This window comes from Paracandidimonas soli, from assembly GCF_004342005.1.
Taxonomy (GTDB): Bacteria; Pseudomonadota; Gammaproteobacteria; order Burkholderiales; family Burkholderiaceae_B; genus Paracandidimonas; species Paracandidimonas soli.
On record NZ_SMBX01000001.1, the window covers coordinates 709,306 to 734,604 of the forward strand.

The 25,299-nt window shown below is 64.2% G+C and carries 26 protein-coding genes; 12 read left to right on the forward strand and 14 right to left on the reverse strand.

Annotated features, from left to right (window positions below):
• Window positions 1–4 precede the first annotated feature (4 nt).
• Window positions 5–898 (forward strand): DUF6999 family protein, encoded by an 894-nt coding sequence (locus EV686_RS03285; RefSeq protein ID WP_132473423.1) that lies wholly within the window; start codon window positions 5–7, stop codon window positions 896–898.
• 148 nt (window positions 899–1,046) lie between these two features.
• Here EV686_RS03285 and hemL read toward each other — a convergent pair whose 3' ends face one another.
• From hemL to thiD, 3 genes are all read right to left on the reverse strand, one after another.
• Window positions 1,047–2,330, reverse strand: a complete 1,284-nt coding sequence (hemL, locus tag EV686_RS03290) for a glutamate-1-semialdehyde 2,1-aminomutase (RefSeq protein ID WP_132473425.1) — start codon at window positions 2,328–2,330, stop codon at window positions 1,047–1,049.
• Between the two features lie 95 nt (window positions 2,331–2,425).
• Window positions 2,426–3,094 carry a thiamine phosphate synthase gene (gene thiE, locus EV686_RS03295; RefSeq protein ID WP_132473427.1) on the reverse strand — a complete coding sequence of 223 codons (669 nt, stop codon included), beginning with the start codon at window positions 3,092–3,094 and terminating at the stop codon, window positions 2,426–2,428.
• A 6-nt stretch (window positions 3,095–3,100) separates the two neighbouring features.
• Window positions 3,101–3,892 (reverse strand): bifunctional hydroxymethylpyrimidine kinase/phosphomethylpyrimidine kinase, encoded by a 792-nt coding sequence (gene thiD, locus EV686_RS03300; protein ID WP_132473429.1) that lies wholly within the window; start codon window positions 3,890–3,892, stop codon window positions 3,101–3,103.
• Window positions 3,893–4,050: 158 nt separating this feature from the next.
• Here thiD and EV686_RS03305 point away from each other — a divergent pair, with 158 nt between their 5' ends.
• The 3 genes from EV686_RS03305 to ruvX all read left to right on the forward strand — a co-directional run bounded on the left by EV686_RS03305 (window position 4,051) and on the right by ruvX (window position 5,283).
• Window positions 4,051–4,215, forward strand: coding sequence for a rubredoxin (locus tag EV686_RS03305; protein ID WP_102068856.1), 165 nt, complete (start codon window positions 4,051–4,053; stop codon window positions 4,213–4,215).
• An 89-nt stretch (window positions 4,216–4,304) separates the two neighbouring features.
• A complete protein-coding gene (locus tag EV686_RS03310; protein WP_132473431.1) occupies window positions 4,305–4,895 on the forward strand; it encodes a YqgE/AlgH family protein in 591 nt (196 codons plus the stop codon).
• Window positions 4,888–5,283 (forward strand): Holliday junction resolvase RuvX, encoded by a 396-nt coding sequence (gene ruvX / locus EV686_RS03315; protein ID WP_132473433.1) that lies wholly within the window; start codon window positions 4,888–4,890, stop codon window positions 5,281–5,283. Before EV686_RS03310 ends, ruvX begins: the two co-directional genes overlap by 8 nt.
• A gap of 54 nt (window positions 5,284–5,337) precedes the next feature.
• Here the strand turns inward: ruvX and EV686_RS03320 are convergent, their stop codons facing one another.
• Entirely contained in the window at window positions 5,338–6,318 is a 981-nt protein-coding gene (locus tag EV686_RS03320; protein ID WP_165972478.1) for a Bug family tripartite tricarboxylate transporter substrate binding protein, read from the reverse strand.
• Between the two features lie 218 nt (window positions 6,319–6,536).
• Window positions 6,537–7,352, reverse strand: a complete 816-nt coding sequence (locus EV686_RS03325) for an IclR family transcriptional regulator (protein ID WP_132473437.1) — start codon at window positions 7,350–7,352, stop codon at window positions 6,537–6,539.
• A gap of 177 nt (window positions 7,353–7,529) precedes the next feature.
• On the opposite strand from EV686_RS03325, the gene EV686_RS03330 reads away from it, so the two are divergent.
• Window positions 7,530–8,987, forward strand: a complete 1,458-nt coding sequence (locus tag EV686_RS03330; RefSeq protein ID WP_132473439.1) for an NAD-dependent succinate-semialdehyde dehydrogenase — start codon at window positions 7,530–7,532, stop codon at window positions 8,985–8,987.
• 125 nt (window positions 8,988–9,112) lie between these two features.
• On the opposite strand, the gene EV686_RS03335 is transcribed toward EV686_RS03330, so the two are convergent.
• The 4 genes from EV686_RS03335 to EV686_RS03350 all read right to left on the reverse strand — a co-directional run bounded on the left by EV686_RS03335 (window position 9,113) and on the right by EV686_RS03350 (window position 12,835).
• The gene (locus EV686_RS03335; RefSeq protein ID WP_165972479.1) at window positions 9,113–9,844 is read right to left on the reverse strand and encodes a flagellar brake protein; all 732 of its coding nucleotides are present in this window, start codon (window positions 9,842–9,844) and stop codon (window positions 9,113–9,115) included.
• A gap of 119 nt (window positions 9,845–9,963) precedes the next feature.
• Window positions 9,964–11,400 (reverse strand): NAD(P)(+) transhydrogenase (Re/Si-specific) subunit beta, encoded by a 1,437-nt coding sequence (locus EV686_RS03340; RefSeq protein WP_132473443.1) that lies wholly within the window; start codon window positions 11,398–11,400, stop codon window positions 9,964–9,966.
• Window positions 11,397–11,717, reverse strand: coding sequence for an NAD(P) transhydrogenase subunit alpha part 2 (locus tag EV686_RS03345; protein WP_132473445.1), 321 nt, complete (start codon window positions 11,715–11,717; stop codon window positions 11,397–11,399). The genes EV686_RS03340 and EV686_RS03345 overlap by 4 nt, the downstream gene beginning before the upstream one ends.
• Entirely contained in the window at window positions 11,717–12,835 is a 1,119-nt protein-coding gene (locus tag EV686_RS03350; protein WP_132473447.1) for a Re/Si-specific NAD(P)(+) transhydrogenase subunit alpha, read from the reverse strand. The genes EV686_RS03345 and EV686_RS03350 overlap by 1 nt, the downstream gene beginning before the upstream one ends.
• A gap of 157 nt (window positions 12,836–12,992) precedes the next feature.
• Between EV686_RS03350 and EV686_RS03355 the strand changes: the two genes are divergently transcribed.
• Window positions 12,993–13,415 (forward strand): YidB family protein, encoded by a 423-nt coding sequence (locus EV686_RS03355; RefSeq protein ID WP_132473449.1) that lies wholly within the window; start codon window positions 12,993–12,995, stop codon window positions 13,413–13,415.
• Between the two features lie 56 nt (window positions 13,416–13,471).
• Here the strand turns inward: EV686_RS03355 and EV686_RS03360 are convergent, their stop codons facing one another.
• Window positions 13,472–14,440: a bile acid:sodium symporter family protein gene (locus EV686_RS03360; protein WP_132473451.1), complete on the reverse strand. Its 969-nt coding sequence runs from the start codon at window positions 14,438–14,440 to the stop codon at window positions 13,472–13,474.
• Between the two features lie 299 nt (window positions 14,441–14,739).
• Here EV686_RS03360 and EV686_RS03365 point away from each other — a divergent pair, with 299 nt between their 5' ends.
• On the forward strand, window positions 14,740–17,376 hold the full coding sequence (locus EV686_RS03365) for an AsmA family protein (protein ID WP_132473453.1): 2,637 nt from the start codon (window positions 14,740–14,742) through the stop codon (window positions 17,374–17,376).
• 55 nt (window positions 17,377–17,431) lie between these two features.
• Here the strand turns inward: EV686_RS03365 and EV686_RS03370 are convergent, their stop codons facing one another.
• From EV686_RS03370 to rsmD, 3 genes are all read right to left on the reverse strand, one after another.
• Window positions 17,432–17,683, reverse strand: a complete 252-nt coding sequence (locus EV686_RS03370) for a YfhL family 4Fe-4S dicluster ferredoxin (protein WP_132473455.1) — start codon at window positions 17,681–17,683, stop codon at window positions 17,432–17,434.
• 150 nt (window positions 17,684–17,833) lie between these two features.
• Entirely contained in the window at window positions 17,834–18,343 is a 510-nt protein-coding gene (gene coaD, locus EV686_RS03375; RefSeq protein ID WP_132473457.1) for a pantetheine-phosphate adenylyltransferase, read from the reverse strand.
• A gap of 83 nt (window positions 18,344–18,426) precedes the next feature.
• Window positions 18,427–19,014 (reverse strand): 16S rRNA (guanine(966)-N(2))-methyltransferase RsmD, encoded by a 588-nt coding sequence (rsmD, locus tag EV686_RS03380; protein ID WP_132473459.1) that lies wholly within the window; start codon window positions 19,012–19,014, stop codon window positions 18,427–18,429.
• 59 nt (window positions 19,015–19,073) lie between these two features.
• On the opposite strand from rsmD, the gene ftsY reads away from it, so the two are divergent.
• Window positions 19,074–20,351, forward strand: a complete 1,278-nt coding sequence (gene ftsY, locus EV686_RS03385; protein ID WP_132473461.1) for a signal recognition particle-docking protein FtsY — start codon at window positions 19,074–19,076, stop codon at window positions 20,349–20,351.
• A 62-nt stretch (window positions 20,352–20,413) separates the two neighbouring features.
• On the opposite strand, the gene EV686_RS03390 is transcribed toward ftsY, so the two are convergent.
• Window positions 20,414–21,997 (reverse strand): CYTH and CHAD domain-containing protein, encoded by a 1,584-nt coding sequence (locus EV686_RS03390; protein ID WP_165972480.1) that lies wholly within the window; start codon window positions 21,995–21,997, stop codon window positions 20,414–20,416.
• Window positions 21,998–22,134: 137 nt separating this feature from the next.
• Between EV686_RS03390 and ribBA the strand changes: the two genes are divergently transcribed.
• Genes ribBA through thiL form a run of 4 tightly spaced genes read left to right on the forward strand, consistent with a single transcriptional unit; the run spans window position 22,135 to window position 25,282 of the window.
• Complete coding sequence (ribBA, locus tag EV686_RS03395; protein ID WP_165972481.1) at window positions 22,135–23,313, forward strand: bifunctional 3,4-dihydroxy-2-butanone-4-phosphate synthase/GTP cyclohydrolase II; 1,179 nt, start codon at window positions 22,135–22,137, stop codon at window positions 23,311–23,313.
• Window positions 23,310–23,828, forward strand: a complete 519-nt coding sequence (gene ribH, locus EV686_RS03400) for a 6,7-dimethyl-8-ribityllumazine synthase (RefSeq protein WP_132473467.1) — start codon at window positions 23,310–23,312, stop codon at window positions 23,826–23,828. The genes ribBA and ribH overlap by 4 nt, the downstream gene beginning before the upstream one ends.
• Entirely contained in the window at window positions 23,825–24,301 is a 477-nt protein-coding gene (gene nusB / locus EV686_RS03405) for a transcription antitermination factor NusB (RefSeq protein ID WP_132473469.1), read from the forward strand. The genes ribH and nusB overlap by 4 nt, the downstream gene beginning before the upstream one ends.
• A gap of 18 nt (window positions 24,302–24,319) precedes the next feature.
• Window positions 24,320–25,282: a thiamine-phosphate kinase gene (gene thiL / locus EV686_RS03410; protein ID WP_132473471.1), complete on the forward strand. Its 963-nt coding sequence runs from the start codon at window positions 24,320–24,322 to the stop codon at window positions 25,280–25,282.
• Window positions 25,283–25,299: the final 17 nt, after the last annotated feature.

The window sequence follows — 25,299 nt, forward strand, 5'->3', positions numbered from 1 at the left end:
AAGCATGAGCAAAACGCCGGACTTCCTGGCCCAGGGCCATGATCCGCAGGATCCCAACCCCTGGCTGGCATCCTACCTGGACAACAGCACGCCGCTGCCGGACCACGTCAAGCAGGCATGGCTGGTCGACTCCAGCTCGGGTTCGCGCCAATACCTGCTGCCTTTCCTGCGACCGCTGGCCCGGGCAATGATCATCCTGATCCAGATCGTCAAGACCTTCATCCCGCGCCGCTGGCAGCAGTCGGCGCTGCTGCACCGCATCCTGGTCTGGGGCCTGAAGCGCTTCGTGTCGCCGGAAGCCAACTGGCTGATCCTGCGGCATTTCCATCTGGGGGCGCAGATACTGGCGTTCATCGGCAGGAACTCGCCCGCGCCCATCGAGACTTCGCCGCTGGAGCCGCTGTGCATCGAAGACCTGCGCGACCACCTGTTCGTCAAGCATGACATCAATCTGTACAACTTCGTGATCCGCCTGAACCAGGCGCTGCGCGATGCCGGTCTCGAAATGCATGCGCCGGAACGGCTGGATTTCTCCATGCTGCGGGAGCCGCCGCTGGCGCTGGAGGGCATGCCGCGCGGGAAAACGAATGTGCTGGACTTGCAGAGCGCCATCGAGCTGTTCACGCCGCTGTACCAGTTGCTGCTGACCGACAATGACTTCTGGCGCGCCGCGAATTCGCTGCAGCTGGACGAGACCATCGGCATCTATGCCGCGCAGTTGCTGCGGGCGCCGGAACACCTCATCCTGGTGAACAACAAGCACCCGCTGGTGCCGCTGTCCACGCTGCGCGCGGGACATCGCCTGGTGCTGCACGGCCTGTCGAGCGAAATGCTGCACAGCCTGCTCATGGAGAAGAAGCGGGAGCAGGAGGAAGCCGATCAGGAGGCTGCTCCATAGTCTGGCATGACTGAACAAGAATGGAAAACGTCCGCCATGCTGCAACTCGCATGGCGGACGTTTTTCATTTCAGGGCAGGGGTTGCCGAATGAGGCCTGTCGGTTGGTATCGGCGACGGTGTCGTCATGGCGACGAGAGCAAGGTTGTTTCAGCCCTTCAACTGCGCGAACACTTGTTCCGCCGCGTCCAGCGTTTCCTGGATGACGGCGTCATCGTGCGCGGCTGAAACGAAGCCGGCTTCGAATGCCGAGGGAGCGAGATACACGCCCTTGTCCAGCATGGCGTGGAAGAAGCGCTTGAAGGTTTCGATATCGCTATCGGCCGCCTCGTCCAGCGTGGTCGGGACGGCATCGCGGAAATACAGGCCGAACATTCCGCCGACGTGATCGGCGCAGAACGAAACGCCTGCGGCGCGGGCGCGTTCCGTCAGGCCGTTGGCCAGCGTCGCCGACTGCCTGGACAGGAATTCGTAGAAGCCGGGCTTGGCCAGCAACTCCAGCGTCGCCAGGCCCGCGGCGACGGCAACAGGGTTGCCCGACAGCGTGCCCGCCTGGTAGACGCCGCCCAGGGGGGCCACGTTGTCCATGATGTCGGCGCGGCCGCCGAATGCGCCGACGGGCATGCCGCCGCCGATCACCTTGGCCAGCGTGGTCAGGTCCGGAGTGATGCCGGTCAGTCCCTGCACGCCCTGCGGGCCTACGCGGAAACCGGTCATGACTTCGTCGAAGATCAGCAGGGCGCCGTGCCGGGTGCAAAGCGTGCGCAGGCCCTCCAGGAAGCCGGCGGCGGGCTTGACCAGGTTCATGTTGCCGGCGATGGGCTCGACGATGATACAGGCGATGTCGTCTCCGTGCGTGGCGAACGCGGCTTCGACGGAAGCGAGATCGTTGTAGTTCAGCACCAGGGTATGGCGGATGAACTCTTCAGGCACGCCCGAGGAGGTGGGATTGCCGAAGGTCAGCATGCCCGAGCCGGCCTTGACCAGCAGGCTGTCGGCGTGGCCGTGGTAGCAGCCTTCGAACTTGATGATCTTGTTGCGGCCCGTGTGGCCGCGCGCAAGGCGGATGGCCGACATGGTGGCCTCGGTGCCGGAGCTGACCAGGCGCACCTTCTCTATCGAGGGCAGGCGCGCCGCAATGACTTCGGCGATCTCGATCTCGCCTTCGGTAGGCGCGCCGAACGACAGTCCATGCACGGCGGCTTCCTGCACGACCCGGACGATTTCAGGATGCGCGTGGCCCAGGATGGCCGGCCCCCATGAGCCGACATAGTCGATATAGCGCGTGTCGTCGGCATCCCATACGTAAGGCCCATGCGCGCGCTGGATGAAGCGCGGCGTGCCGCCGACGGAGCGGAAGGCGCGGACGGGGGAGTTGACGCCGCCGGGGATGGTCCGGCTGGCGCGTTCGAACAATTGGTCGTTGCGGGACATGGGGCAGACTCGCGATCTTGATCTTGTGAATGGGAAAACGGCGTGCGGTACGGCATGCCGCCCGCGACAACCCTATAGCATAGCCCTTTATGGAGTCAGGCGACAAAAAGCTGCCTGCAGGCCAACGCCGTCCGGCGTATGTCCGGCGTGTCGAACAGCCCCTGGATCATGGCCAGGCTGTCGGCGCCAGCCTCTACCACAGGCGCGGCGTTGTGTTCGGTGATGCCGCCGATGACGACGACACCCGGCCGTGTGCCGTCCTGCCGGGCGGCTTCGGCAAGGGAGCGCCCCTGGCGGATTTGCTCCAGCGTGACGCGCACAGCGCCAGGCTTGGTGGAAGAAGGATAGACGGCGCCGAAGGCGATGTAGTCGGCGCCATCGGCAATGGCCTGTTGCGCCAGCGCGGGGTCGTTGTAGCAGGACTTGCCCAGGATCATGCCATCGCCTAGCTCTGCTCTGGCCTGGCGTAGTTCGCCGTCATCGCGGCCCAGGTGCACGCCGTCTGCACCCACGGCCGCGGCGAGCTTCCAGTCGTCGTTGACGAGGAACAGCACGCCGAGCGAGCGGCACAGCGCGCCGATCTCCAGGGCCTGGCTGCGGCTGCTGGCGGCATCGAGCGTTTTCCGGCGCCACTGCAGGGCGGTCATGCCGCCCGAGGCCGCCTGTTCGATCGCCAGGGCCAGGCGGTCGAGTTCCGGCCATTCGGGCGTCAGCCCATAGACGCCTTTGGGAAAACGGGGAATTGCGCTGGAAGTGGATGTCATGGCGATTCAGGCGCTGCGGTTGATCAGTCGATTGCCCATGCCGGGCTGGAATGTGTGGCGGGTCAGCTCGCCCGAGGACGCAACGGCCTGCTTGACGGCTTGCGGCATCGGCAGGCCCTGGGCCGTATTGGCGGCGATGGCGGCGACCAGGGGGCCGTCGGGGTCGCTCAGGCGGGCGACGGGGGGAGTCCATGGCCAGTGGAAGGTGTCGTTGTCCTGGCTGCTCAGCAGATAGCTGTGCTGTCCCTGGCGCAGCGGCGCCGCCGTGCTCAGCGCCCAGGAGGCGCCATGATCGAGCAGGATCTGCTGGGGGTCGTTGTTGCCGGGAAGCATGCCCTGCGTGCGCCATTGCTCCAGCAGCGTATGATCGGCGATAGCGATGTCCGTCTGCGGCAGCAGCAGCTCCAGGATGGCGGCCAGCGTATCGTCGGGATCCGCCCCTTCCATCAGGCTTTCGTCGGGCAGCTTGCCCAGGTGCAGCACCAGGGGGACATCGGTGTAGTCTGCGGCGATCTGGGCCAGTACGCTGACGGCCGATGTGGTGTACAGGGGGCCGACGCAGATGGCTTGCACGCGCATGTCTTCCAGCAGCAGGCGGGCCTGGTCGTCGATCAGTTCGGGAGAGAGCGGATGGATTTCCTCGATGACGGCGGTATCCTGTACATGCAGGGCCGTCAGTACACTGAGTGTGTGGCAGCCCAGCTTCGTGCTTGTGATGGCGTTGGCCGGGAGGTTGCCCGATCCACTGGGATCGAAAGGGCCGAAGGCAAGAATGACGGGAGGGGAGGCGGCTGGCACGGTGGTGGAATATCTTCTATAGGAATGCGTCGCTTCAGCGCGTCGCTATTGGATTTGATAAAGTTGCCCCTATTTTAATGTAGGCATCCCGTTCGCGCCGATACAGGTTTGTTTATAGTAGATGCGATGGGATTTATGAATTTTGCGAGAAATATATTATGCGGACGTGGATGTGTCTGATCTGTGGCTGGATCTATGATGAAGAAGCGGGTCTGCCCGAAGAAGGGATCGCCCCCGGCACGCGCTGGGAAGATGTCCCTCCCAACTGGGTCTGCCCCGAGTGCGGCGCGCGCAAGGAAGATTTCGAGCTGATCGAGGTCTGAGCGCGGCGCGAAGCCCGGGTGTGGCGGTCCGTTTCGGGTCATCCATGCCTGGCGCAGTGTAGGGTACTTTTCAACAGGAGGAATCAACCATGAGTGCGACAGTGGAACAAGACGCCACGGGGCGTGTGGATTTCTCCGGGCAGTTTCTGGTAGCGATGCCGGGCGTGGTATCCGGCTCGCTGGCCAATACAGTCATCTATGTGTGCGAGCATAATGAAAACGGCGCGCTGGGCCTGGTGATCAACCGCCCGACGGATCTGACGGTGGGGGATCTGCTCAAGCGCATCGAACTGGAGCCCGCACAGGAAGGCTCCGCCTCGCAGCAGGCGCCGGTCTTTTTCGGCGGCCCGGTGCAGACCGACCGCGGCTTCGTGCTGCACGAGCCGGCGGGCGAATACAACTCCAGCATCCATCTCGGCAACCTGGCGCTGACCACCTCGCGCGATGTGCTGCAGGATGTCTCCCAGGGCAAGGGGCCGGGCCGCGTGCTGGTGACGCTGGGCTACGCGGGCTGGGGAGCAGGGCAGCTGGAAAGCGAGATGGCGCAGAATGCGTGGCTGAACGTGTCCTCCTCGGAGGATATCCTGTTCGACGTGCCGTCCGAGCAGCGCTATTCCGCGGCTCTGGCCAAGCTGGGCATCGATCCGCTGATGCTCGCAGGCGATGTCGGCCATGCCTGAGGAAACCCTGCTGGCATTCGATTACGGGGTAAAGCGTATCGGCGTGGCCATCGGCAACACGCTGACGCGCCAGGCCCGTCCGTTGCGCATACTTTCGCCCGTCACGCGCGAGCAGCGCTTCGCCCAGCTCGAGGCCTTGCTGCGCGAGTGGCAGCCCGAGCGCGTCATCGTCGGCCTGCCGCTGACCATGGACGGCGAAGAGCAGTATGCATCACTGCGCTGCCGCCGCTTCGCCAACCAGTTGCACGGCCGTTTCGGCCTGAAGGTGGAACTGGTGGACGAGCGCGGCTCCAGCATGGAAGCCCAGCAGATGCTGGGCACCAATGCGGCCGATGACGCCATGGCCGCGGCCGTGATATTGCAGCGCTATCTCGACGCGCTGTCCTGATCCCCGGGAGTCTCCCGGGCCCGGGGGACAGGGACGCCAGGACTGGCGGCCTGCCTATTTCTTCTCATGCGGATTCAGGCCCGCATCCGCCACCACCTTGGCCAGGCGCTCCCGCTCGGACAGGACGAAGCCCTGGAACGCGTCGTCCTTGTCGGGTTGCGCCACCATGCCCATGTCCAGCATGCGCTGGCGGACGTCGGGCTGCTCCAGCACCTGGCCCACGGCGGCGCGCAACTGTTCGACGATGGGGCGTGGCGTGGCTGAAGGCACGAAGACGCCTCCCCATCCTCCCAGGTCGACGCCCGGATAGCCGCTCTCCGCGAAGGTGGGAATATCGGGGAAGGAGGGCAGGCGCTCGGAGGTCGTCACCGCCAGCGCCTTGACCGCGCCGGAACGAATATGCGGGCCGACCGCCGCGACGGGATCGATGGTGAGCTGCACGCGGCCGGAAATGAGATCGGGATGCCCTTGCGAACTTCCCTGGTATGGAACTTCCGTCATGGGAGGCAGTTTCGCCAGCTGCTGCAGTTGCAGCATGGCCAATTGCTGAGAACTTCCCATGCCTGTCGTGGAGAAAGACAGTTCGGCGGGCTGTTTCTTGATATAAGCCGCCAGGGACTCCACCGAATCCACGGGCAGCGAAGGATGCACCACCAGCGCCATGGGCGTCGAGTGCGTGCGCATAACGGCGATCAGATCGGCCGGGTCATAAGGCATCTCTTTGTGGAAGATGGGATTGGTCGCCATATTGGACGTGCCTTGCAGCAGGGTGTAGCCGTCCGGCGCGGCCGTCGCTACGGCCCGCGCGGCGATCATCTGCGCTCCGCCGGTACGGTTTTCCACGACGACCGATTGCCCCCACAGATTGCCCAGGCGCTCGGCCATCAGGCGGGCCACGAGATCGCTGGGGCCGCCTGCCGTGGCCGGCACTACGATACGCACCGGGCGGTCGGGAAATGCCGCTGCTGAAGCGCCGTGGGTGATGAAACTCGATAACGCCAGGGCGGCCGTCAAGGCCAGGGCTGTTTTTTTCATGTCTCCTCCTTCGGGATGGTTGGATGTCCGATGGATTATCACAAGGCATGCACGAAGCGTCAATAAATAATGCATGATTTTTATAAAATCATAGATTATCTATTGTTGCGAGTTGCATCTTCCTGGCCTGCCGCGTGAGCGCAAGCAATGAACATGGCTAGGGGGCTGCAGCGAGAGAGCTTCCGGAATTCAGGCGTACCTTCCCTGATTGCCCGGGCTCAGTTTCCGCCTTCCTGGTGAAAACCCAGGCGGCGCGACAGCCGTTGCGCGTGGCGGACCGCCTTGCGGCCCATGTCTTCTCTTTGCGCGTCGTCCAGCCGGCTGATGTGGGTGCTCAGCGCAATGCCGCCGACCGCGCGCTTTCCCGAAAAGTCATAGACGGGCGCGCCGAAGCACACCATGCCTTCGCGGATCTGCTGGTCGTCGATCGAATAGCCGCGCTTGCGCACGTCCGTCAATTCCGCGATCAGGGCGTCCACCGACCGGACCGAGTGCGGCGTCATGGACGGGGGCAGGCCTTGCGCATAGAGCTGGCGGATCGCGGCGTCCGGCAGGGTGGCGAGGATGGCTTTGCCGGTCGCGGTATAGGCGGCGGGGAGCCGCATGCCGGTCTTGAACGTGATGCCCAGAGGGTCTGTGCCGTGCTGCGAGGCGATGTAGACCACGTCCAGTCCGTCCAGGATGGTCAGCGACGCGGTTTCCGAATTCAGGTCCTGGCCGCCGTCGTCCCACAGGCGGACGAATTCCGCCACCAGGTCGGATCTTGCCATGAAGGCGTTGGCCCAGAACATGACGTGGCCGCCCATGACGACGCCCGGACCGCTGCGTTCCAGCAGCCCCAGCTCGACCAGGGTGTTGATCAGGCCGTGCGCCGTGCTTTTGGCCAGCCCCAGGTCGCGGGCGGCGCCGCTGATGGTGACGGGTTCGTCACTCAGCGCGACCATGTCCAGCAGCCGGGTGGCCCGTTCGACGGCGGGAACGGCGGGCTTGACGGCAAGAGGAGGGCGCTTGCGGGTTGTATGGCTGCTTGACATGGCATCCTTGATGGGCGTACATTATTCAGAACGTCGTTCATTATAATGAACGATCTACCTGTTGTGGGAATTTTCCGGTCATAACGCCGGTTGCCGCAACAGAGGATGCGGCATGGCGGGGCCGACCTTGGCCGGTGTCGCGGCCATGCAGGCCGAACACGGAACCAGGAGAACAGGATGAAGGAAGCAGTGAGGAATTCCGGTTGGATGCGCGAAGCGAGCCTGATCGGAGGCGCCTGGGTCGGCGCGGATAGCGGCAAGGCCCATGAAGTCGCCAATCCGGCCACCGGAGAGGTCATCGGCACGATTCCCGTTTGCGGCAAGGCGGAAACCCGGCGCGCCATCGAAGCGGCCCATGCGGCATTTGCCGACTGGTCCGGCCGTACCGCGGCGGAACGCGCCGCCATGCTGCATGAAATGGCGCGGCTGATCCGCGAGAACATCGAAGCGCTGGCGCAGATGCTGACGCTGGAGCAGGGAAAGCCGCTGCACGAAGCGCGCGGCGAAGTATCGATCAGCGCCTCCTATATCCAGTGGTTCGCCGAAGAGGCGCGCCGTATCAATGGCGATATCATTCCGTCGCCCTGGAAGGACCGTCGCCTTCTGGTCACGCGGGAGCCCGTTGGCGTGGTGGGGGCCATCACACCGTGGAACTTCCCTTTCTCGATGATCGCCCGCAAGCTGGGCGCCGCGCTGGCGGCAGGCTGCACTATCGTGGTCAAGCCGGCCGAACTGACGCCGTACTGCGGCCTGGTCTGGGGGCTGCTGGCGGAAAAGGCCGGCGTGCCCGCCGGCGTCGTCAATATCCTGACAGGCTCTTCGTCGGAAATCGGAGGCGAGCTGACAGCCAACCCGCTGGTGCGCAAGATCACGTTCACCGGCTCGACCCGCGTCGGCAAGCTGCTGTACGAGCAGTCGGCATCCACCATGAAGCGGATGTCGATGGAGCTGGGCGGCAACGCGCCTTTCATCGTGTTCGACGATGCCGACCTGGATCGCGCCGTCGAAGGTGCGGTGGCGGCCAAGTACCGCAATTCAGGCCAGACCTGCGTCTGCACCAACCGCTTCTATATTCAGGACGGCATCTACGATGCCTTCGCCGAGAAGTTCGCGGAGCGGGTCAAGGCCTTGAAGGTAGGCAGCGGATTCGAGCCCGGCGTAGAGCAGGGGCCGCTGATCAACGAAGCGGCGGTCGAGAAGGTCGAGGAGCATGTAAGCGATGCGCTGGGCAAAGGCGCGCGCGCCCTGGCCGGCGGCAAGCGCCATGCCCTGGGGCAAAGCTTCTTCGAACCTACGGTGCTGGCGGATGCCACGGCGGACATGTCGGTGGCGCGCGAGGAGACCTTCGGTCCCCTGGCGGTGCTGTTCCGCTTCCATGACGAAAAGGAAGTGATCGCAGCCGCCAACGACACCGAGTTCGGCCTGGCCGCCTATCTCTATACCCGGGACCTGGCGCGCACGTTCCGAGTGTCCGCCGCGCTGGAATACGGCATGGTCGGCATCAACGAAGGCATCATCACGACCGAGGTCGCCCCTTTCGGCGGCATCAAGGAAAGCGGCATGGGGCACGAAGGCTCGGTCTACGGCCTGAACGACTACCTGAACCTGAAGTACCTGAGCGTGGGCGGCCTGTAAGCGGGCTGCTGTCCCTGGCTGGGCATGCGGATGCTTTCCGCGTGTCCGGAGGGAATAAAGCAAAAACCTGCGCCGTGACGCAGGTTTTTGTGTGTCCGGCATCCCGGAGGGCGCGGCTCTCGCGTTCAGTCCAGCCCTCGCTGGCGCGCGATGGCCTTGCGCTCCAACTGGCTGACGTAGCGCTGCAGCTGCATGCGCGCGGGATTTGAAATATTGATGAAGGCGCAACCGACGCGAAGTATCACTTTTTCGTTGGCGAGCTTTTCCGGTACGGCGCGCACGACTTTCATCGACAGCTTCAGCGGCGGCTGTTCCGGCAATTGCAGCGTGCAGTAGTCGAACACGGTTCCCAGGGATTTTTCCAGCACATGGTCCTGGTCGAGCAGACTGAGGCCGCCGCAACTGATGTCGCGGATGCTCAGCTTGAGGGTATAGGGCTGCACCGGCAGCTGCATCGCGCAGGTGGCGGTATCCGACAGCGGAATATCGATGCGATAGTATTCCCTGCGCTGCAGGCGGGTGATGCTGTCTGGGAAAGGGATTTCCAGCGCCGGCTTGCCGTCGAACATGCTCGCTCGCACGCCGTTCACGGAAAACAGGATGCGTATCCTGTCGAGCTGGGCTTCCATCGACAGGCTAGAGGCCCGCAGCAGGCGATTGTTCAGGTCGTCTTCCGATGCATTGTCGATGATGATGGTCTGCTTGCCATCGTCGATCTGGAGCACGGTGGTGATGATGGCCAGTTGTCGGCCCGGCACATGCAGATGGATCAGCGTGTTGCGTTCTTCGAGCGAACGCAGGACGGACAGGATTTCCAGCGGCGCGGTGATCTGGAGATCGGGATCATGATGGCTCATGGTGCTTTCCGGCGGGAGATGTAGGCCAGTGGCCTGCGGTCGGTTGGAAGGCAGGCCCCGTGGTTTCTGGAGGAGCATGCCGCGTCACCGTGCGATGCGGCATGCCGGACATAAGGTTCCTATTCGACGGCCTTGACCATGTCCTCCAGCACTTTCTTGGCGTCGCCAAAGACCATCATGGTTTTGTCCATGTAGAACAGCTCGTTGTCCAGGCCGGCATAGCCCGCCGCCATGGAGCGCTTGTTCACGATGATGTTGCGCGCCTTGTAGGCCTCCAGGATGGGCATGCCCGCGATGGGGGACTGAGGGTCGGTCTTGGCGGCGGGGTTGACCACGTCGTTGGCGCCCAGCACCAGCACGACGTCCGTCTGGCCGAACTCGCTGTTGATGTCTTCCATTTCGAAGACCTGGTCGTACGGGACTTCGGCTTCGGCCAGCAGCACGTTCATGTGGCCCGGCATGCGGCCCGCCACCGGGTGGATGGCGTACTTGACGGTGACGCCCTGGTGCGTGAGTTTTTCCGCAAGTTCCTTCAGTGCGTGCTGGGCGCGCGCAACCGCCAGGCCGTAGCCCGGAACGATGACAACGGTTTCCGCATTGCTGAGCAGGAAGGCGGCATCGTCGGAGCTGCCCGACTTCACATTGCGCTGTTCTTGCGAACCGCCGCCCGATGCGCTGGCCTCGGCGCCGAAGCCGCCCAGGATCACGTTGAAGAACGAGCGGTTCATGGCCTTGCACATGATGTACGACAGAATGGCGCCCGACGAGCCCACCAGGGATCCGGCGATGATGAGCATGGGGTTGTTCAGCGAGAAACCGATGCCGGCCGCGGCCCAGCCCGAATAGCTGTTGAGCATGGACACCACTACGGGCATGTCGGCTCCGCCGATGGGGATGATGATGAGCACGCCCAGCACGAAGGCGATGGCCGTCATGATGATGAAAGGCGTCCATTGCTGTGTCATGACGAACCAGATGCCCGCGGCGACCATGGCGATGGCGAGCAGCAGGTTGAACATGTGCTGGCCGGCGAACGTGACGGGCGCTCCCTGGAACAGGCGGAACTTGTATTTTCCGGACAGCTTGCCGAAGGCGATGACCGAGCCGGAGAAGGTGATGGCGCCGACGAAGGTGCCGATGAACAGCTCCAGGCGGTTGCCCAGCGGGATGCTGCCGTCGGGGTTGACGATGCCGAAGGCCTGCGGCTCGGCCACGATGGCCACGGCGATGGCGACGGCGGCCAGGCCGATCATGCTGTGCATGAAGGCGACCAGCTCGGGCATCTTGGTCATTTCGACGCGCTTGGCCATGACGGTGCCGACGCTGCCGCCGACCAGCAGGCCGAGCACCACCCAGCCCAGGCCGATGCCGGCCGTGCCTTCGCGGGCCAGTCCGACGATGAGGGCCGCCGTGGTCAGGATGGCGATGGCCATGCCGACCATGCCGAACAGGTTGCCGCGACGCGAAGTCGTCGGGTGGGAAAGCCCTTTGAGCGCCTGGATGAAGCACACCGAGGCGACCAGGTAAAACAGCGTGACCAGGTTCATCGAGATCATGCTTGCGCTCCTTTGCCTGCGGTCTTCTTCTCTTTCTTCTTGAACATTTCAAGCATGCGGCGCGTGACCAGGAAGCCGCCGAATACATTGACGGCGGCCAGCGCCACGGCGAACACGCCCATGTAGCGCGACAGGCTGCTTTCGGTCAGGGCGGCGGCCAGCATGGCGCCGACGATTACGATGGCGGAGATGGCGTTGGTGACGGCCATCAGCGGCGTGTGCAGCGCGGGCGTAACGTTCCAGACCACGTGGAAGCCCACGTAGATGGCCAGCACGAAGATGATGACGTTGATGAGGGTGGGGCTGACTGCTTCCATCAGGCGCTCCTGGTGACTTTGCCGTCTGCCGTGACCAGGCATGCGGCCACGATGTCGTCGTCCTGGCGGATGGCCAGCTTGCCGTCGGCATCGGTGATGAGTTTGAGGAAATCCAGCACGTTGCGGGCGTACAGGGCTGAGGCGTCGGTGGCCAGCAGGGCGGGCAGGTTGGACAGGCCGACCAGGGTGACGCCGTGCTTCTCCACGATCTTGTCCTTTTCGGACAGAGGGCAGTTGCCTCCGCGCTCGACGGCCAGGTCGACGATGACCGAACCCGGCTTCATGCCCTGGACGGTCTCTTCGCTGATGAGCGTGGGCGCCGGGCGGCCGGGAATCAGGGCCGTGGAAATGACGATGTCGGCCTGCTTGCAGCGCTCGGACACCAGCACGGCCTGGCGCGCCATCCATGCCGCGGGCATGGGACGCGCGTAGCCGCCCACGCCCTGTGCGATTTCGCGTTCTTCGTCCGTCTCGAAGGGAACGTCGATGAACTTGGCGCCCAGGGACTCGACCTGTTCCTTGGCGGCCGGGCGCACGTCGGATGCCTCGACCACGGCGCCCAGGCGGCGCGCGGTGGCGATGGCCTGCAGACCGGCGACGCCCGTGCCCAGCACGACCACGCGGGCGGCCTTCAGCGTGCCCGCGGCTGTCATCATCATGGGAAGCAGGCGGCCGTAGTGGTTGGCGGCCAGCAGCACCGCCTTGTAGCCTGCCAGGTTGGCTTGCGACGACAGTACGTCCAGGCTTTGCGCGCGCGTGGTGCGCGGCGCGGCCTCCAGGGCGAAGGAGGTCAGGCCCGCCTGTGCAAGCGCAGCCAGGCCTTCGGCGTTGAAGGGGTCGAGCATGCCGACGAGGGCGGCGCCGGATTTCATGGCGGGCAGCTCGCCCTGGCTGGGCGCGCGCACCTTGAGCACGAGTTCCGCGCCCAGCGCCTGCGCCGTATCGACCAGTTGCGCGCCTGCCTGCTCATAGGCTTCGTTGGTATAGCGCGCCGCAAGGCCTGCGTCTCTCTCCACAAGCACGGTATGTTTGGCCGCGATGTATTTCTTGACGGTTTCAGGTGTGGCGGCAACACGGGTTTCACCCGGCGCCGTTTCACGGGGTATGCCGATTAGCAATTGACTTCTCCTGTGAGTGGTCCCTTCGTTTTTTTTCGTACTATACCGGAAAGAATGACAATGCTTGGCATTCGTGTGGAAGTAAATCCATTAGACTTCGCACATTCCGCCGGTTTTTCCGGTTTGATTTTCACCATTCCGCTCGCGAGGTTCATTCATGGGTTTGTTCGATTCCGTCGTCTCGGCGCTTGGCGCAGGCAATGCGCAGACTTCCCAGCAGGCAGCGCTGCTGCCTGTGCTGCTGGAGCAGGTCAAGGCGTTTCCAGGCGGCATCCCCGGCCTGCTGGAGAAATTCCGCGAGGGGGGCCTGGGAGCAGTAGTGGCTTCGTGGATCGGCTCGGGCCCCAATCTGCCTGTTTCGGGCGAGCAACTGCAATCGGTCCTGGGAGCCGACATGCTCGGCGCCTTGGCCAAGGGCTCGGGCCTGGACCTGAATTCGGTGCTGGGCAATCTGAGCTCCATGCTGCCCAGCCTGGTGGACCAGGCGACGCCCAATGGGGAAGCTGATCTGGCAAAGCTGGAGTCGCTGGGATCGTCCCCGCTGCTGGGCGCGCTGACGGGCATGTTCGCAAAACGCTGAGCGTACGGAATGAAGAGGGGGCCTCATCGAGTGCTTCCTCTTTCTTTTCAGCGCATTCAGTCCTCGGGGCGCTGGCCATAGCGCTTGGCGAGCACGGCGCAGACCATCAGCTGGATCTGGTGGAAGATCATCAGGGGAAGCAGCAGGGTGCCCATGGCCGCCCCGCTGAACATTACCTGCGCCATGGGCACGCCCGTGGCGAGGCTTTTCTTGGAGCCTGCGAAAAGAATAGTGATGCGGTCTTCGATATTGAAGCCCAGGCGCTTGGCGACGAAGCTGATGATCGCCAGAATGATGGCCAGCAGTACGCAGCAGGCAATGATCAGCGCGATGAGCTGCCAGAAAGGCAAATGGCTCCACAGGCCGTCGACCACGGCCCGGCTGAAGGCCGTGTAGATCACAAGGTAGATCGAGCACTGATCCACGTACTTGAGCCATGCCTTGTTCTTGTCGATCCAGGCGCCGATCCAGCGGCGGCAGATCTGGCCGGCGACGAAGGGCACCAGCAACTGTACCGTGATCTTGCCGATCGCCTCGCCCAGCGGCATGCTTTGCACGGCCGCGCCCAGCATCAGCAGCACCAGCATTGGCGTGACGAAGATGCCAACCAGGCTGGACGTGGCGGCCGAGCAGATGGCCGCCGGCACATTGCCGCGCGCCATCGAGGTGAAGGCGATGGCGGATTGCACCGTGGCGGGCAGTGCGCACAGATACAGCATCCCCTTGTACAGTTCGGCGCCGATCACCGGCTCCAGGACGGGCCTGAGCGCCAGTCCGACGATGGGGAACAGCAGGAAGGTGCAGGCGAACACCAGTCCATGCAGCCGCCAGTGCCCCAGTCCGGAGATGACGGCCCGGGTCGAGAGCTTGGCTCCATGCAGGAAGAATAACAGGGCGATGGCCAGGTTGGTGAGCAGTTCGGCGGCGTGCGCGGCATCGCCTTGCACCGGCAGGAAGCTGGCCAGCACGACCAGCCCGATGAGTATCAGGGTGAAATTGTCGGGTAGAAAACGGGGCCGCTTCATGCGAAAGCCATCCAAAAAGAAGGGGATTATGAACCAAGCCTCGCAAATTGGACAATCCGCCTGCTTTTTGCCAGCCTGCCGCATCCAGGGCAAAAATGCCATCCCGGAGGCGGAGAGCTGTTGCATCGCCGGGCTCGCTATGTCCTGAAACCGGGGCTTGAGCCCGGCCCGGAAGCCGGCCTGATGCAAAAAAAATGATCTGAAACCTTTCCGCGCCCCCGACTTGGGTTAGCATTCCTGTATTCGCGTTTACCCTTTGTCCGGCAAAGGGTTGTTGCAGGTTTCCGAGGTCGCTGGTAATGACTGTGTGGTTCAAGCGGGTGCTGGTGGGGCTGGTGGCGATCGCCATCGCTGCCCTGGTCGGCATCGCAATTTTCCTTCTGACGTTCGACCCCAATGCCTACAAGGACAAGGTAAGAGACCTGGTGTTCGAGAGATACCAGCGTACGCTGTCCATCAATGGGGACATCGAGCTTTCCCTGTTTCCCAGGATCGGGTTGACGGTGCGCGACGCATCGCTTTCGCAGCGTAACAGCGATACGGTCTTCGCTTCGTTCGACAGCGCGCGCGTCGCCGTGGCGATCTGGCCTCTGCTGTCGAACAGCCTGGTCGTGGATCATGTCTCCATCGCGGGGTTCAAGGCCTGGGTCGAGCGGGCGGACGATGGTTCGCTGAATCTCCAGGATCTGCTGTCGGGGGGCGCTTCCGATACCCTGGCGCTGGCGGCGGCCGGCGTGGCCGATGCCGTGAAGGCGGCTCCGATAGGGGACGGCGGCCAGGAAAAGCGCCAATTCTCCTTGCCTGGCCTGCAGGCGGGCAATGTCAGTGAAATGCACGTGGACATCGCCGGCCTGGACTTGCGCAATGGCGCCATCCATATGCTGGATCAGAAAAGCGGAGTGGCGCTCAATCTCCTGGACCTGGACATCAAGACCGGCCGCATCACCAGCGACCAGGCTTTCGATGTGGTGCTGAAGGGGCGACTTTCGGGCGACGAGCCGCAGGCCGACGCTTCCATCGATGCGCAGGCCATGCTGCAGTTCAACCCGGAGCGCAAGACGTATTCAGCGCAGCGCCTTTCGGTGCAGATGGCGGGGCGCCTGCCGGGGTTCGACGCCAAGCAGGTTTCGCTGCGCGGCAACCTTGGCTATAGCGCCTATGCGCAGACCTTGAACGTTTCCAGTCTGGAACTGCTGGCCTCGGGCAATATCGATGGAGAGCACCCGGTACAGAACTTCAATGCCAGCCTGGTCGTGCCGCAGCTCGATTTCAATCGCAGCCAGATGGATCTGCAACTGGAAAAGCTGGCGTTGCGCGTGCGCGGTGTCCGTCAGAAAGACAATTTCGAACTGGCGCTCGATGCACCCAAGCTGATGATGGCGCCGCAGTCGGCAGCGGGAGATGCCGTGACCGGCATGCTCAAGCTCGAGGGCGAGCAGACGCTTGGCCTGAATATGTCTTTCGGCGGCATCGGCGGTTCGGCGCTGCAGCCGTCCGCGCGCGAGTTTCGGGTGGAGGGCCAGTTGCAGCAGGGGCGACGCCTGACCCGGCTCAATCTGTCTTCGCCTGTACAGTGGAATATCCTGCAGCGCAGCGGGGGCTTGTCTGCCATCAAGGGCGACCTGCGCATCGACGACGAAATACTGGAGGGAGGCAGCTTCGAGTTTCCCATGATCGGCAGCCTGGCCCTGGATCTCGAGAAGGACCAGTTGCGGGCCGATATCAACGCCGTGCTGGACGGCAGCAAGGTGGATTTCCGCCTGCGGGCGACCGAGCTGGATGTGCCGCGCTCGACATTTACGCTGTCCGCCGACGAGCTCAACCTGGACCCCTTCCTGGGCTCGGATGAAGCTGCCGCTGGCGAAGCGCCCGAAGACAAGGAAAAATCCGCCAAGGAAAAGGACGAAGGGAAGGAAGCGCCAGCAGACGGCTCAGCGAAGGAACAGCCGCCAGCGGCAGCTCCCGTGCCGTTGCGCTTCCCCCTGCTGGACACCATGGATGTCAAGGGCGAGCTGGATATCGGCGAACTGCGCTGGCGCGATCTGCTGCTGTCGGATGTCAAGGCGGCGATCAAGGCTGGCGGCGGGCGCTTCAATGTGTCCCAGGCGTCCGCCAATCTTTACGACGGGACGTTCAAGGGCGAGTTTTCGCTGACGACCGATGCCGCCGTCCAGGCCAAGGGCGCGCTGGCGCAAGTGAATATCGAGGCGCTGAGCCAGGCGGCGACGGGTTCTTCTCCGCTGGCGGGCAAGGGAAGCCTGACGTTCGATCTGAAGGGATCCGTGGCGGATCCGCAGGACTGGATGCGCACGCTCGGCGGCAATGCGCAATTGAAGATGCGCGATGGCGCGCTCAAGGGCATCAATCTCCTGCAGGCGCTGCGCGGCATCAATGAGGCGATCCGGACTTCCTTCAGAGTCCCGATCGAGCTGCCGGCGAGCGGCGGGCAGGAGGGAAGCCGTACCGCATTCACGTCGCTGGACAGCAATCTGGCGCTGGAAAAGGGCGTGGCGACCGTGAAATCGCTGAACGTGGCGGCGCCCTATCTGCGCATCCGGGAAGGCAAGCCCGCCCGCATCGCACTGGCCGACCGCTCGCTGGATGTCGCGTTCAACGTTACGGTGGTCAATACGGGAACGGGCCAGGACGGACAGAGCCTGCGGGCCCTGCAGGGAGTGACGATTCCGGTGCGCCTGCATGGCGCAATGACTTCGCCGGACTATGAGATCCGGTGGAAGGAAATCGGCAGCAAGGCGGTTCAACAGGCGGTGAAGGGCGGCCTGCTGGATATCGTGCGCGAAGCGCTGCCTGTTCCCGCGGCCCCGGAGAAAAACGCCGCGCAGCCGCAGCGGCCGGGCGAGCCCGAGAAAGAGAAGGATGGCACCAAGGAGACCGTCCGCGCTATTGGCCAGGCGATCAAGGGGCTGCTGCACTGAAGCCGAAAGCCTGGGGCTGAATCGGCCACGCGGCGGGTGGAGCCCCGGCTGACCGTCAGGCCGCCGTCGTCAGGCGCTCGAATTTTTCCAGCAGCGTCTGCTGGTCCTCGACATGCTCGGGATTAACGAGAATGCACTCGACGGGGCATACCACCTGGCACTGCGGCTCATCGAAATGGCCGACGCACTCCGTGCACAGGGACGGATTGATTTCGTAGATTTCCTCGCCGAAATAGATGGCGGAATTCGGACACTGCGGCTCGCAGACGTCGCAATTGATGCATTCTTCAGTGATGAGCAAGGCCATTGCAGCCTCCGGCCAGACAATACGGTTCACCCTGCAGTGTAATCCCGTTTGCGTGGCGAGGTGGGAATTCCGGCATTCCGCCCGGTGTTTTCATGCCGGAGCGGGCGTTCCCTCCGTCGGACCGGAACGCTGTGCCGGACAAAAGCGCGTTCAGTTTTCGCTGTGCGTCTGCTGCTCGCGGTAGATGCGCGCCTTTTCCTGCAGCCAGCGCTCCACTGAGGGGAACACGAACTTGCTGATGTCGCCGCCGAGCAGGGCAATTTCGCGCACGATGGTGCCGGAAATGAACTGGTACTGCTCCGAAGGCGTCATGAACAGCGTTTCCACATCGGGCAGCAGGTGGCGGTTCATGCCGGCCATCTGGAACTCATACTCGAAGTCGGAAACGGCGCGCAGGCCGCGCACGATGACCTTGCCGTCCTGTTCGCGCACGAAATCCTTGAGCAGGCCCGCGAAGCTCTTGACCTCGACGTTCGGGTAGTGGCCGAGCACTTCCTGGGCGATTTCCACGCGTTCCTGCACGGTGAAGAACGGCTTTTTGGCGCGGCTGTGCGCCACGCCGACCACGACGCGGTCGAACAGGCTGGATGCGCGCCGCACCAAGTCTTCATGGCCGCGCGTGAGCGGGTCGAATGTTCCGGGATAAACAGCGGTAATCATTGTGCGTTTGTCTCGTCAGGTATTGTTCGATGGAAGACACGTTGCATTGTGCCTGCAATATGCGCATATGGCAGCGCGCTTTGTCACTGCCGTCCATTATTGTCGTTTTTTTGCGGTGCAGCAAATCGCAGCAGGTGAAAGTGCACTTGTCCCGCCTTGCCCTGGCGCAGGATCTCGAATGACTCGGGAGGTTCCAGCGGGGATTCGGCTTCCGCGTAGACCAGGCCGTCCGGCGCCAGCAGAGGGGGGAGCAGGCCCCACAGGCGCTCGAACCAGTCCTGCTGGAAGGGCGGATCCAGCAGTATCAGGTCCATGCCGCCCGGGCGCAGGCGCTGCAGGGCCTGCAGCGCGTCGCCGGCATGCACGCGCACATTGCTTGCCTTCAGTCTCAGGGCCAGGCTGCGCAGGGCGGCGACGGCGGCGGGATTCTGCTCTACCATCTGCACGTGGGCGACCCCATGCGATGCGGCTTCGAAGCCCAGCGCTCCCGAGCCGGCGAACAGGTCCAGCACGGACTTGTCGGAGAAATTGCCGTTCCAGAAATATCGGAGCCAGTTGAACAGGGTTTCGCGCACGCGGTCTGGCGTCGGGCGCAAATATTCTCCGTCGATGACAGGGATGGGCGTGCGGCGGTAATCACCGCCTACAATACGGATTGTGTGTTTTTTCATTTGGCTTCGTTGCTGCGCGGCGCATGGGTTCCGCGCGATATCCAGGTAGTGTAAAGCGTATGTTCAGTTTTTTTAAACGAAAGAAATCCGACCCGGACCAGAAGCCGGACAATGATGTAGACATCCAGCCGGCGGAGGAAATCGCCGGCGAGACCGGGGTGCCGCAGGAGCCGGCTCCGGAGGCGCTGGCGGAAGCGTTCGGACAGGCTTTGGATGGCGACGCCGCTGTTGACACGGGCGCGGGCGAAGACGTGCCGGATGAAGCCGTCGATACCGCAATCGCGGTTGCGGCGGGGGAGCCTGTCGCCGAGTCTGCGCTGCCTGAAGCCGACGCGCCCGTAATCGAGGAGCCGCAGCCGGTCGTGGCGCCGGCCGTGAATGCTGCGCCGCAGCAGGAGACTGCGGGCCACACGCAGGAAAAGCCCGGTGGATCATGGCTGGCGCGACTGCGCAAGGGGCTGGCGCGCACCGGGCAGAGCATCGGCGGGCTGTTCGTCGGTGTCAAAGTCGATGAATCGCTATTCGAGGAACTGGAAACAGCGCTGCTGATGGCGGATGCGGGAGTCGAGGCCACGGAGAGCCTCCTGGCCGCCCTGCGAGCCAGGGTAAAGAAAGACCGCCTGGAGGATGCGTCGCAGGTGCGCGAGGCGTTGCGCGATATCCTGGCCCAGCACCTGGCGCCGCTGGAAAAGCCTTTCCCCCTGGATGCCGCCAAGCCGCTGATCGTCATGATCGCCGGCGTCAATGGCGCCGGAAAGACCACCTCCATCGGCAAGCTGGCCCACGCCTTCCAGGCGCAGGGCGCCAGCGTGCTGCTGGCTGCCGGAGATACATTCCGCGCGGCTGCGCGCGAGCAACTGATCGAATGGGGCGCGCGCAACGATGTCACTGTCATCGCGCAGGAGGGGGCGGATCCGGCGGCGGTCGCCTTCGACGCCGTCAATGCGGGCCGCGCGCGCGGGGCGCACGTCGTCATGGTGGATACGGCGGGGCGCCTGCCCACGCAACTGCACCTGATGGAAGAGCTGAAGAAAATCCGCCGCGTGATCGGCAAAGCGCAGGGAGATGCCCCGCATGAGGTGCTGCTGGTGATCGACGGCAATACCGGACAGAACGTGCTGTCGCAGATCCGCGCCTTCGATGCGGCCATCCAGTTGACCGGCCTGGTCGTGACCAAGCTGGACGGCACGGCCAAGGGCGGCACGCTGGCCGCGGTGGCGGCGGGCAGCCAGGGCGTGCGGCCGGTGCCGGTGTACTGGATCGGCGTGGGCGAGGGCATGCACGACCTGCAGCCCTTCGTCGCGCGCGAGTTCGCCCAGGCGCTGATCGGGGATTGAGTCTCGAGGCCAAAGGCTGCCGGGAGGCGGCGGCCCTCTGGCCGCAGCCACGATCCCGCTGCTCAGGGTTTCAGCGGACGGGCCTTCGCCAGGGCGCCGAACAGTTCGCCGACACGCTGGATTTGCGTGGACTGCATGGCCCGGATCCAGCCGATGGCGAACCAGGCCGCGGGCGGCGGCTGCGCCTGGTCCGCCAGTCGTTCGTAGAAAGCCTCGGCCGTATACAGGTCGTTCAACTCGCCCAGCGCGCGCTGGATGCCTAGCAGCAGGGTGCGCGCCTCCTCCGGATGCAATGTTTCCAGCAGCGCCTGGGAAAACTCGAAGCTGTAGCGCAGCCGCTTGACCTTCTTGCGCAGGTCGTGGCGCTCCTCCGGCGTCAGTATGTCGAAGCGCTCTCCGGCCTGCACGACCTGGTTCAACCATTTGTTCAGCCTGCGCACCATGGTGGCGGCGGCCGATTCCCCGGTCTTTGCCTTGCGGGTCTCCTGGGTCCGGCGAGTATCGGTTTCGGGCGCGGTCAGGGATTGCTCCAGCAGCCTCAGCAGAATGGTCTGCAGGCCTGCGCTTGCCGCCAGGTTGCGGGCGCGCTGGGGATCGTCCAGCTCTGTCGGAGGCATTGCCAGCGGCGGCATGCCCGCAGCGATCAGGCGCGGCGTGATATCGTGGCAAACGATGTCGTAGTCGCGCCCTTCTCCGAACAGCGAGAAGTACCGGCGCAGCTCGGCGGCCTCCGGCGAAGCGTCGGCCGGGATCCAGGGCTTGAACAGCTTCCAGCAGGAACGCAGCCTGCGCACGCCGACGCGCAGCTGGTGCACCAGGGAGATGCGCTGCGCCTGCGTCGCGAGTTCGCTGTCGATGCCCGCCAGCCCGGCGGTATTGCGGATGATCTGCTGCAGGCAGTCGCCGATACAGACCTGGAACGCGGAGTTCAGGTCGTGCGATGAGTCGTGCCGGATATTGCCGGCCTTCCGTATCCGGATGAGAGCGGAAAGGTCGGGCGGATCGCCATTCTGCAGCAGGGCGGCCAGGGTATCGCCGCGTTCGGCCTTGCTGCGCAATTCCAGGATCAGCCCGTATTGCTGCTGCCACTGCTCGGCCAGGCGGAACAGGGCGGGGATGCCTCCGCTGACCAGTTCCAGCTCCAGTTCATGGATTTCCAGTTCAGTGCCGCCGGAGCGCAGCACGCCCCGGTCGTATGCCAGTTCGATGATGCCGTCCTGATGCTGGATCCGTACGGCCAGGCGCGCGACCTCGGTTTCGTAGGTGGGACGAAGGCGGTCTTTCAGCTGGGACAGCGTCTTGTACTGGGGCGTGCCCTTGAGCGCGGATATATCCAGCGAGTCTGCCGGGCGCGGATGATTGAATTCCTGACGCGATAAGGTGTCCGCTCCCGGCGCCTTGACTGTCTGCACCCACTGCCCGTCTTCGTTACGCAAGCGCAGCGCGACGCGGGCCTTGGCCAGTTCGCGCTCGGGCGTATCGTAGTAGCGGGCCAGCAGCCGGTGCTCCGTGGGCGACAGGGCGGCCACTGCCTGCAGCAGGCTGTCCCGGCTGGTTGCGGGAATGTGGAATTTCAATTCGCGTTCGGGCATGGCCGGGATCTCGGTTGCATCCGCCGCATGATACCGCCAATAAACGTCGCGCATGTGACGATTTGATGACCAAGGGCCAAAGAGCATGCTGCGGCCCTTGGGCTGGAGTTCTTCACCGCGCGCCCGCCCCGGGAAAGCCGCGAATTCGAATCGGGCGTAAAATGACGCCGCTATTCTTCTGGTTGGATGTCATGAGCGAGCTTTCAGAGTTGAACCCCGATGCGGCCGGTCCCGCCCGCATTTCCTCGATCCCCGAAATCGTCGACGAGCTGCGCGCCGGCCGAATGGTGATACTGGTGGACGAGGAAGACCGCGAAAACGAGGGCGACCTGCTCATGGCGGCCGAATTCGTCACGCCCGAGGCCATCAATTTCATGGTGACTCATGCGCGCGGCCTGGTATGTCTGACGCTGACGGAAGAGCGTTGCCGCCAGCTGGACCTGCCGCTCATGGCCAGCCGCAACGGCGCGCGCTTCGGCACCAATTTCACGCAATCCATCGAGGCGGCCGAAGGGGTCGAGACCGGCATTTCCGCGTCCGACCGCGCGCGTACTATCCAGGTGGCCGTGGCCCGCGACGCCAAGCCGTCCGACCTCGTCCAGCCCGGGCATATCTTTCCCGTGCAGGCGGTCAAGGGCGGCGTCCTGGTGCGCGCCGGCCACACCGAAGCCGGCTGCGACCTGACCGCGCTGGCCGGATTGACGCCTGCCGCGGTCATCTGCGAAGTGCTCAAGCCCGACGGCACGATGGCCCGCCTGCCCGACCTGCAGGAGTTCGCCGCGCAGCACGGCCTGAAGATCGGCACGATCGCCGACCTGATCCAGTATCGCAGCGAGCATGAATCCATGGTCGAGCGCCTGGGCGAGCGTGACGTGCAGACGGCCTGGGGCGGTTTCCGCGCCGTCGCCTACCGCGATTGCGCTTCGGGCGCGGCGCATCTCGCGCTGGTGCATGGCGAGATCACGCCTGAGCAGGAAACGCTGGTGCGCGTGCACGAGCCCACATCCGTGCTGGATACCTTGTTCTCCGGCCCCAGCAGCCATAGCTGGAGCGTGGACAGCGCCGCGAAGGCCATCAAGCAGTCGTCCGCCGGCGTGCTGGTGCTGATGAACTGCCAGGGAGAGCAGGAGCAACTGTTCAAGGAACTCCAGTCCTGGAACACCGAGCCCCAGGCAGGACAGCCGCTGCGCCTCGAACGCTATGACCTGCGTACTTATGGCATCGGCGCGCAGATCCTGCGCGATCTGCACGTCGGCAAGGCGCGCCTGCTGGCGCGTCCCAGAAAAATGCCAAGCATGGCCGGGTTTTCCCTGACGATTACAGGCTATGATAACGAACCAACACCCACTACACAGGATGCCTTGTCATGAATCCATATACGCTGTCACCCGACCTGAACGGTGAGGGACTGCACATCGGTATCGTGCGTGCCCGTTTCAACGAAGAAATCGGCCTTGCCGAGCTGGAAGCCACGCTGGCCGAATTGGCCGAGCTGGGTGTCGACGAGCGCGACGTCATGGTGGTTTCCGTACCCGGCGCCCTGGAGCTGGGCGTCACGCTGGCGCAAATGGCCGAAACCTTCGAGTTCGATGCGCTGATCGCGCTGGGCGCCGTGATCCGCGGCGAAACCTATCATTTCGAAGTGGTCAGCAACGAAAGCGCCGCCGCCATCAGCCGCGTGTCCCTGCAGACAGGCATTCCTGTCGCCAACGGCGTGCTCACCACGGATACCGAAGAGCAGGCGCAGGTCCGCGCTGCTGAAAAGGGCCGTGATTGCGCCCGTGCGGCCGTCGAAATGGCCAACCTGGTTGCCGTGCTGGAGCCGGAGGAAGACGACGAGTACGACGAGGAAGACGACGACGATTTTGACGGAGAAGACGATTGACGACAGGTAATTCCCGTCCAAACCCGCGCAGCGCCCGCCGGCGAGCGCGGGAGTTCGCCCTGCAGGGCGTCTATGCCTGGCTGGTGCGCGGCGACGAGTCCTCGAAGGATGCGGGCGAAATCGATGCGCATATCCGCGACAGCGACGAATTCCACGAAGCCGATGCCAAGTGGTTCCGCACCCTGCTGCATGGCGTGATCGGCCAGGCCCCGGCATTGCGCGAAACCTTCACTCCCTATCTCGACCGGCCGCTGGAAGAGCTGTCCCCCATCGAGCACGGCATCCTGCTGATCGGCAGCTTCGAACTGGTCAACCATATCGAGGTTCCCTACAAGGTCGCCATCAACGAGGCGGTGGAGCTTGCCAAGGAATTCGGCGGATCGGACGGATTCAAGTTCGTCAATGGCGTGCTGGACCGCACGGCGGCCAAGGTCAGGCAGGCGGAGGTCGATGCCGCCGCCGCGCGCCGTTGATTTCCGGCTTTCGTCAGCGTGAGCGGCGAGTTCGATCTCATCCGGCGCTTTTTCGCCCGGCCCGCTCCCGAGGGGTTTCTCGGGCCGGGTGACGATTGCGCGCTGATGCCGGCCGAGGCCGGCACCGAGCTGGCCGTCAGTGCCGACCTTCTTGTGGAAGGCCGGCATTTTTTTTCGGATGTCGATCCCGTTTCCCTGGGGCACAAATCGCTGGCGGTCAACCTTTCCGATCTGGCCGCCATGGGCGCCAGGCCGCTGGGCTGTTTTCTCAGCCTGTCTCTGCCAAGGGCGGACGAGCGCTGGCTGCAGGGCTTTTCCCGTGGATTCCATGCGCTGGCCGAGCGGCATGCCTGCCCGTTGCTGGGGGGCGATACCGTGCGCAGCAACCGGGACACCACCATTGGCGTGACCGTCATCGGGCAGTTGCCGGCCGGCAGCGCTCTGCGCCGCGATGCCGCCCTGGCGGGAGATGATGTCTGGATTTCCGGAGAACTGGGGGCGGCCGATGTGGCGCTGCGCCTGCTGCAGGTGCGGTCGGCCGGGGATGAGGCATTGCTGGCTGCCGCGCGCGGCGCGCTGGAGTGGCCCCAGCCGCAGTTGGCGCTCGGCCAGGCGCTGCGAGGCCTGGCGCATGCCGCCATCGATGTGTCCGACGGCTTGCTGCAGGACCTTGGCCATATACTGGCCGCCAGCGGTTGCGGAGCGGAGCTGCGCTACGATGCCATGCCGGTCGCGGATTGCCTGCTGGGCCTGGATGCGCAACTATTGCGGCAGGCGGTGCTGTGCGGAGGGGATGTCTATCAGTTGTGCTTCACGGCCAGCCCGCAAGCTCGCCCCGATATCGTCAGGGCCGCCCAGCAGGCGGGCGCCAAGGTCAGCCGCATCGGGCGTACGGTGGCGCAGCCCGGGCTGACGGTGCTCGATGCTGACGGCGGGCCTATCGTCCTGACCGGCAATGCCGGATTCGACCATTTCGCCTAGCGGCATAGAGATAACGC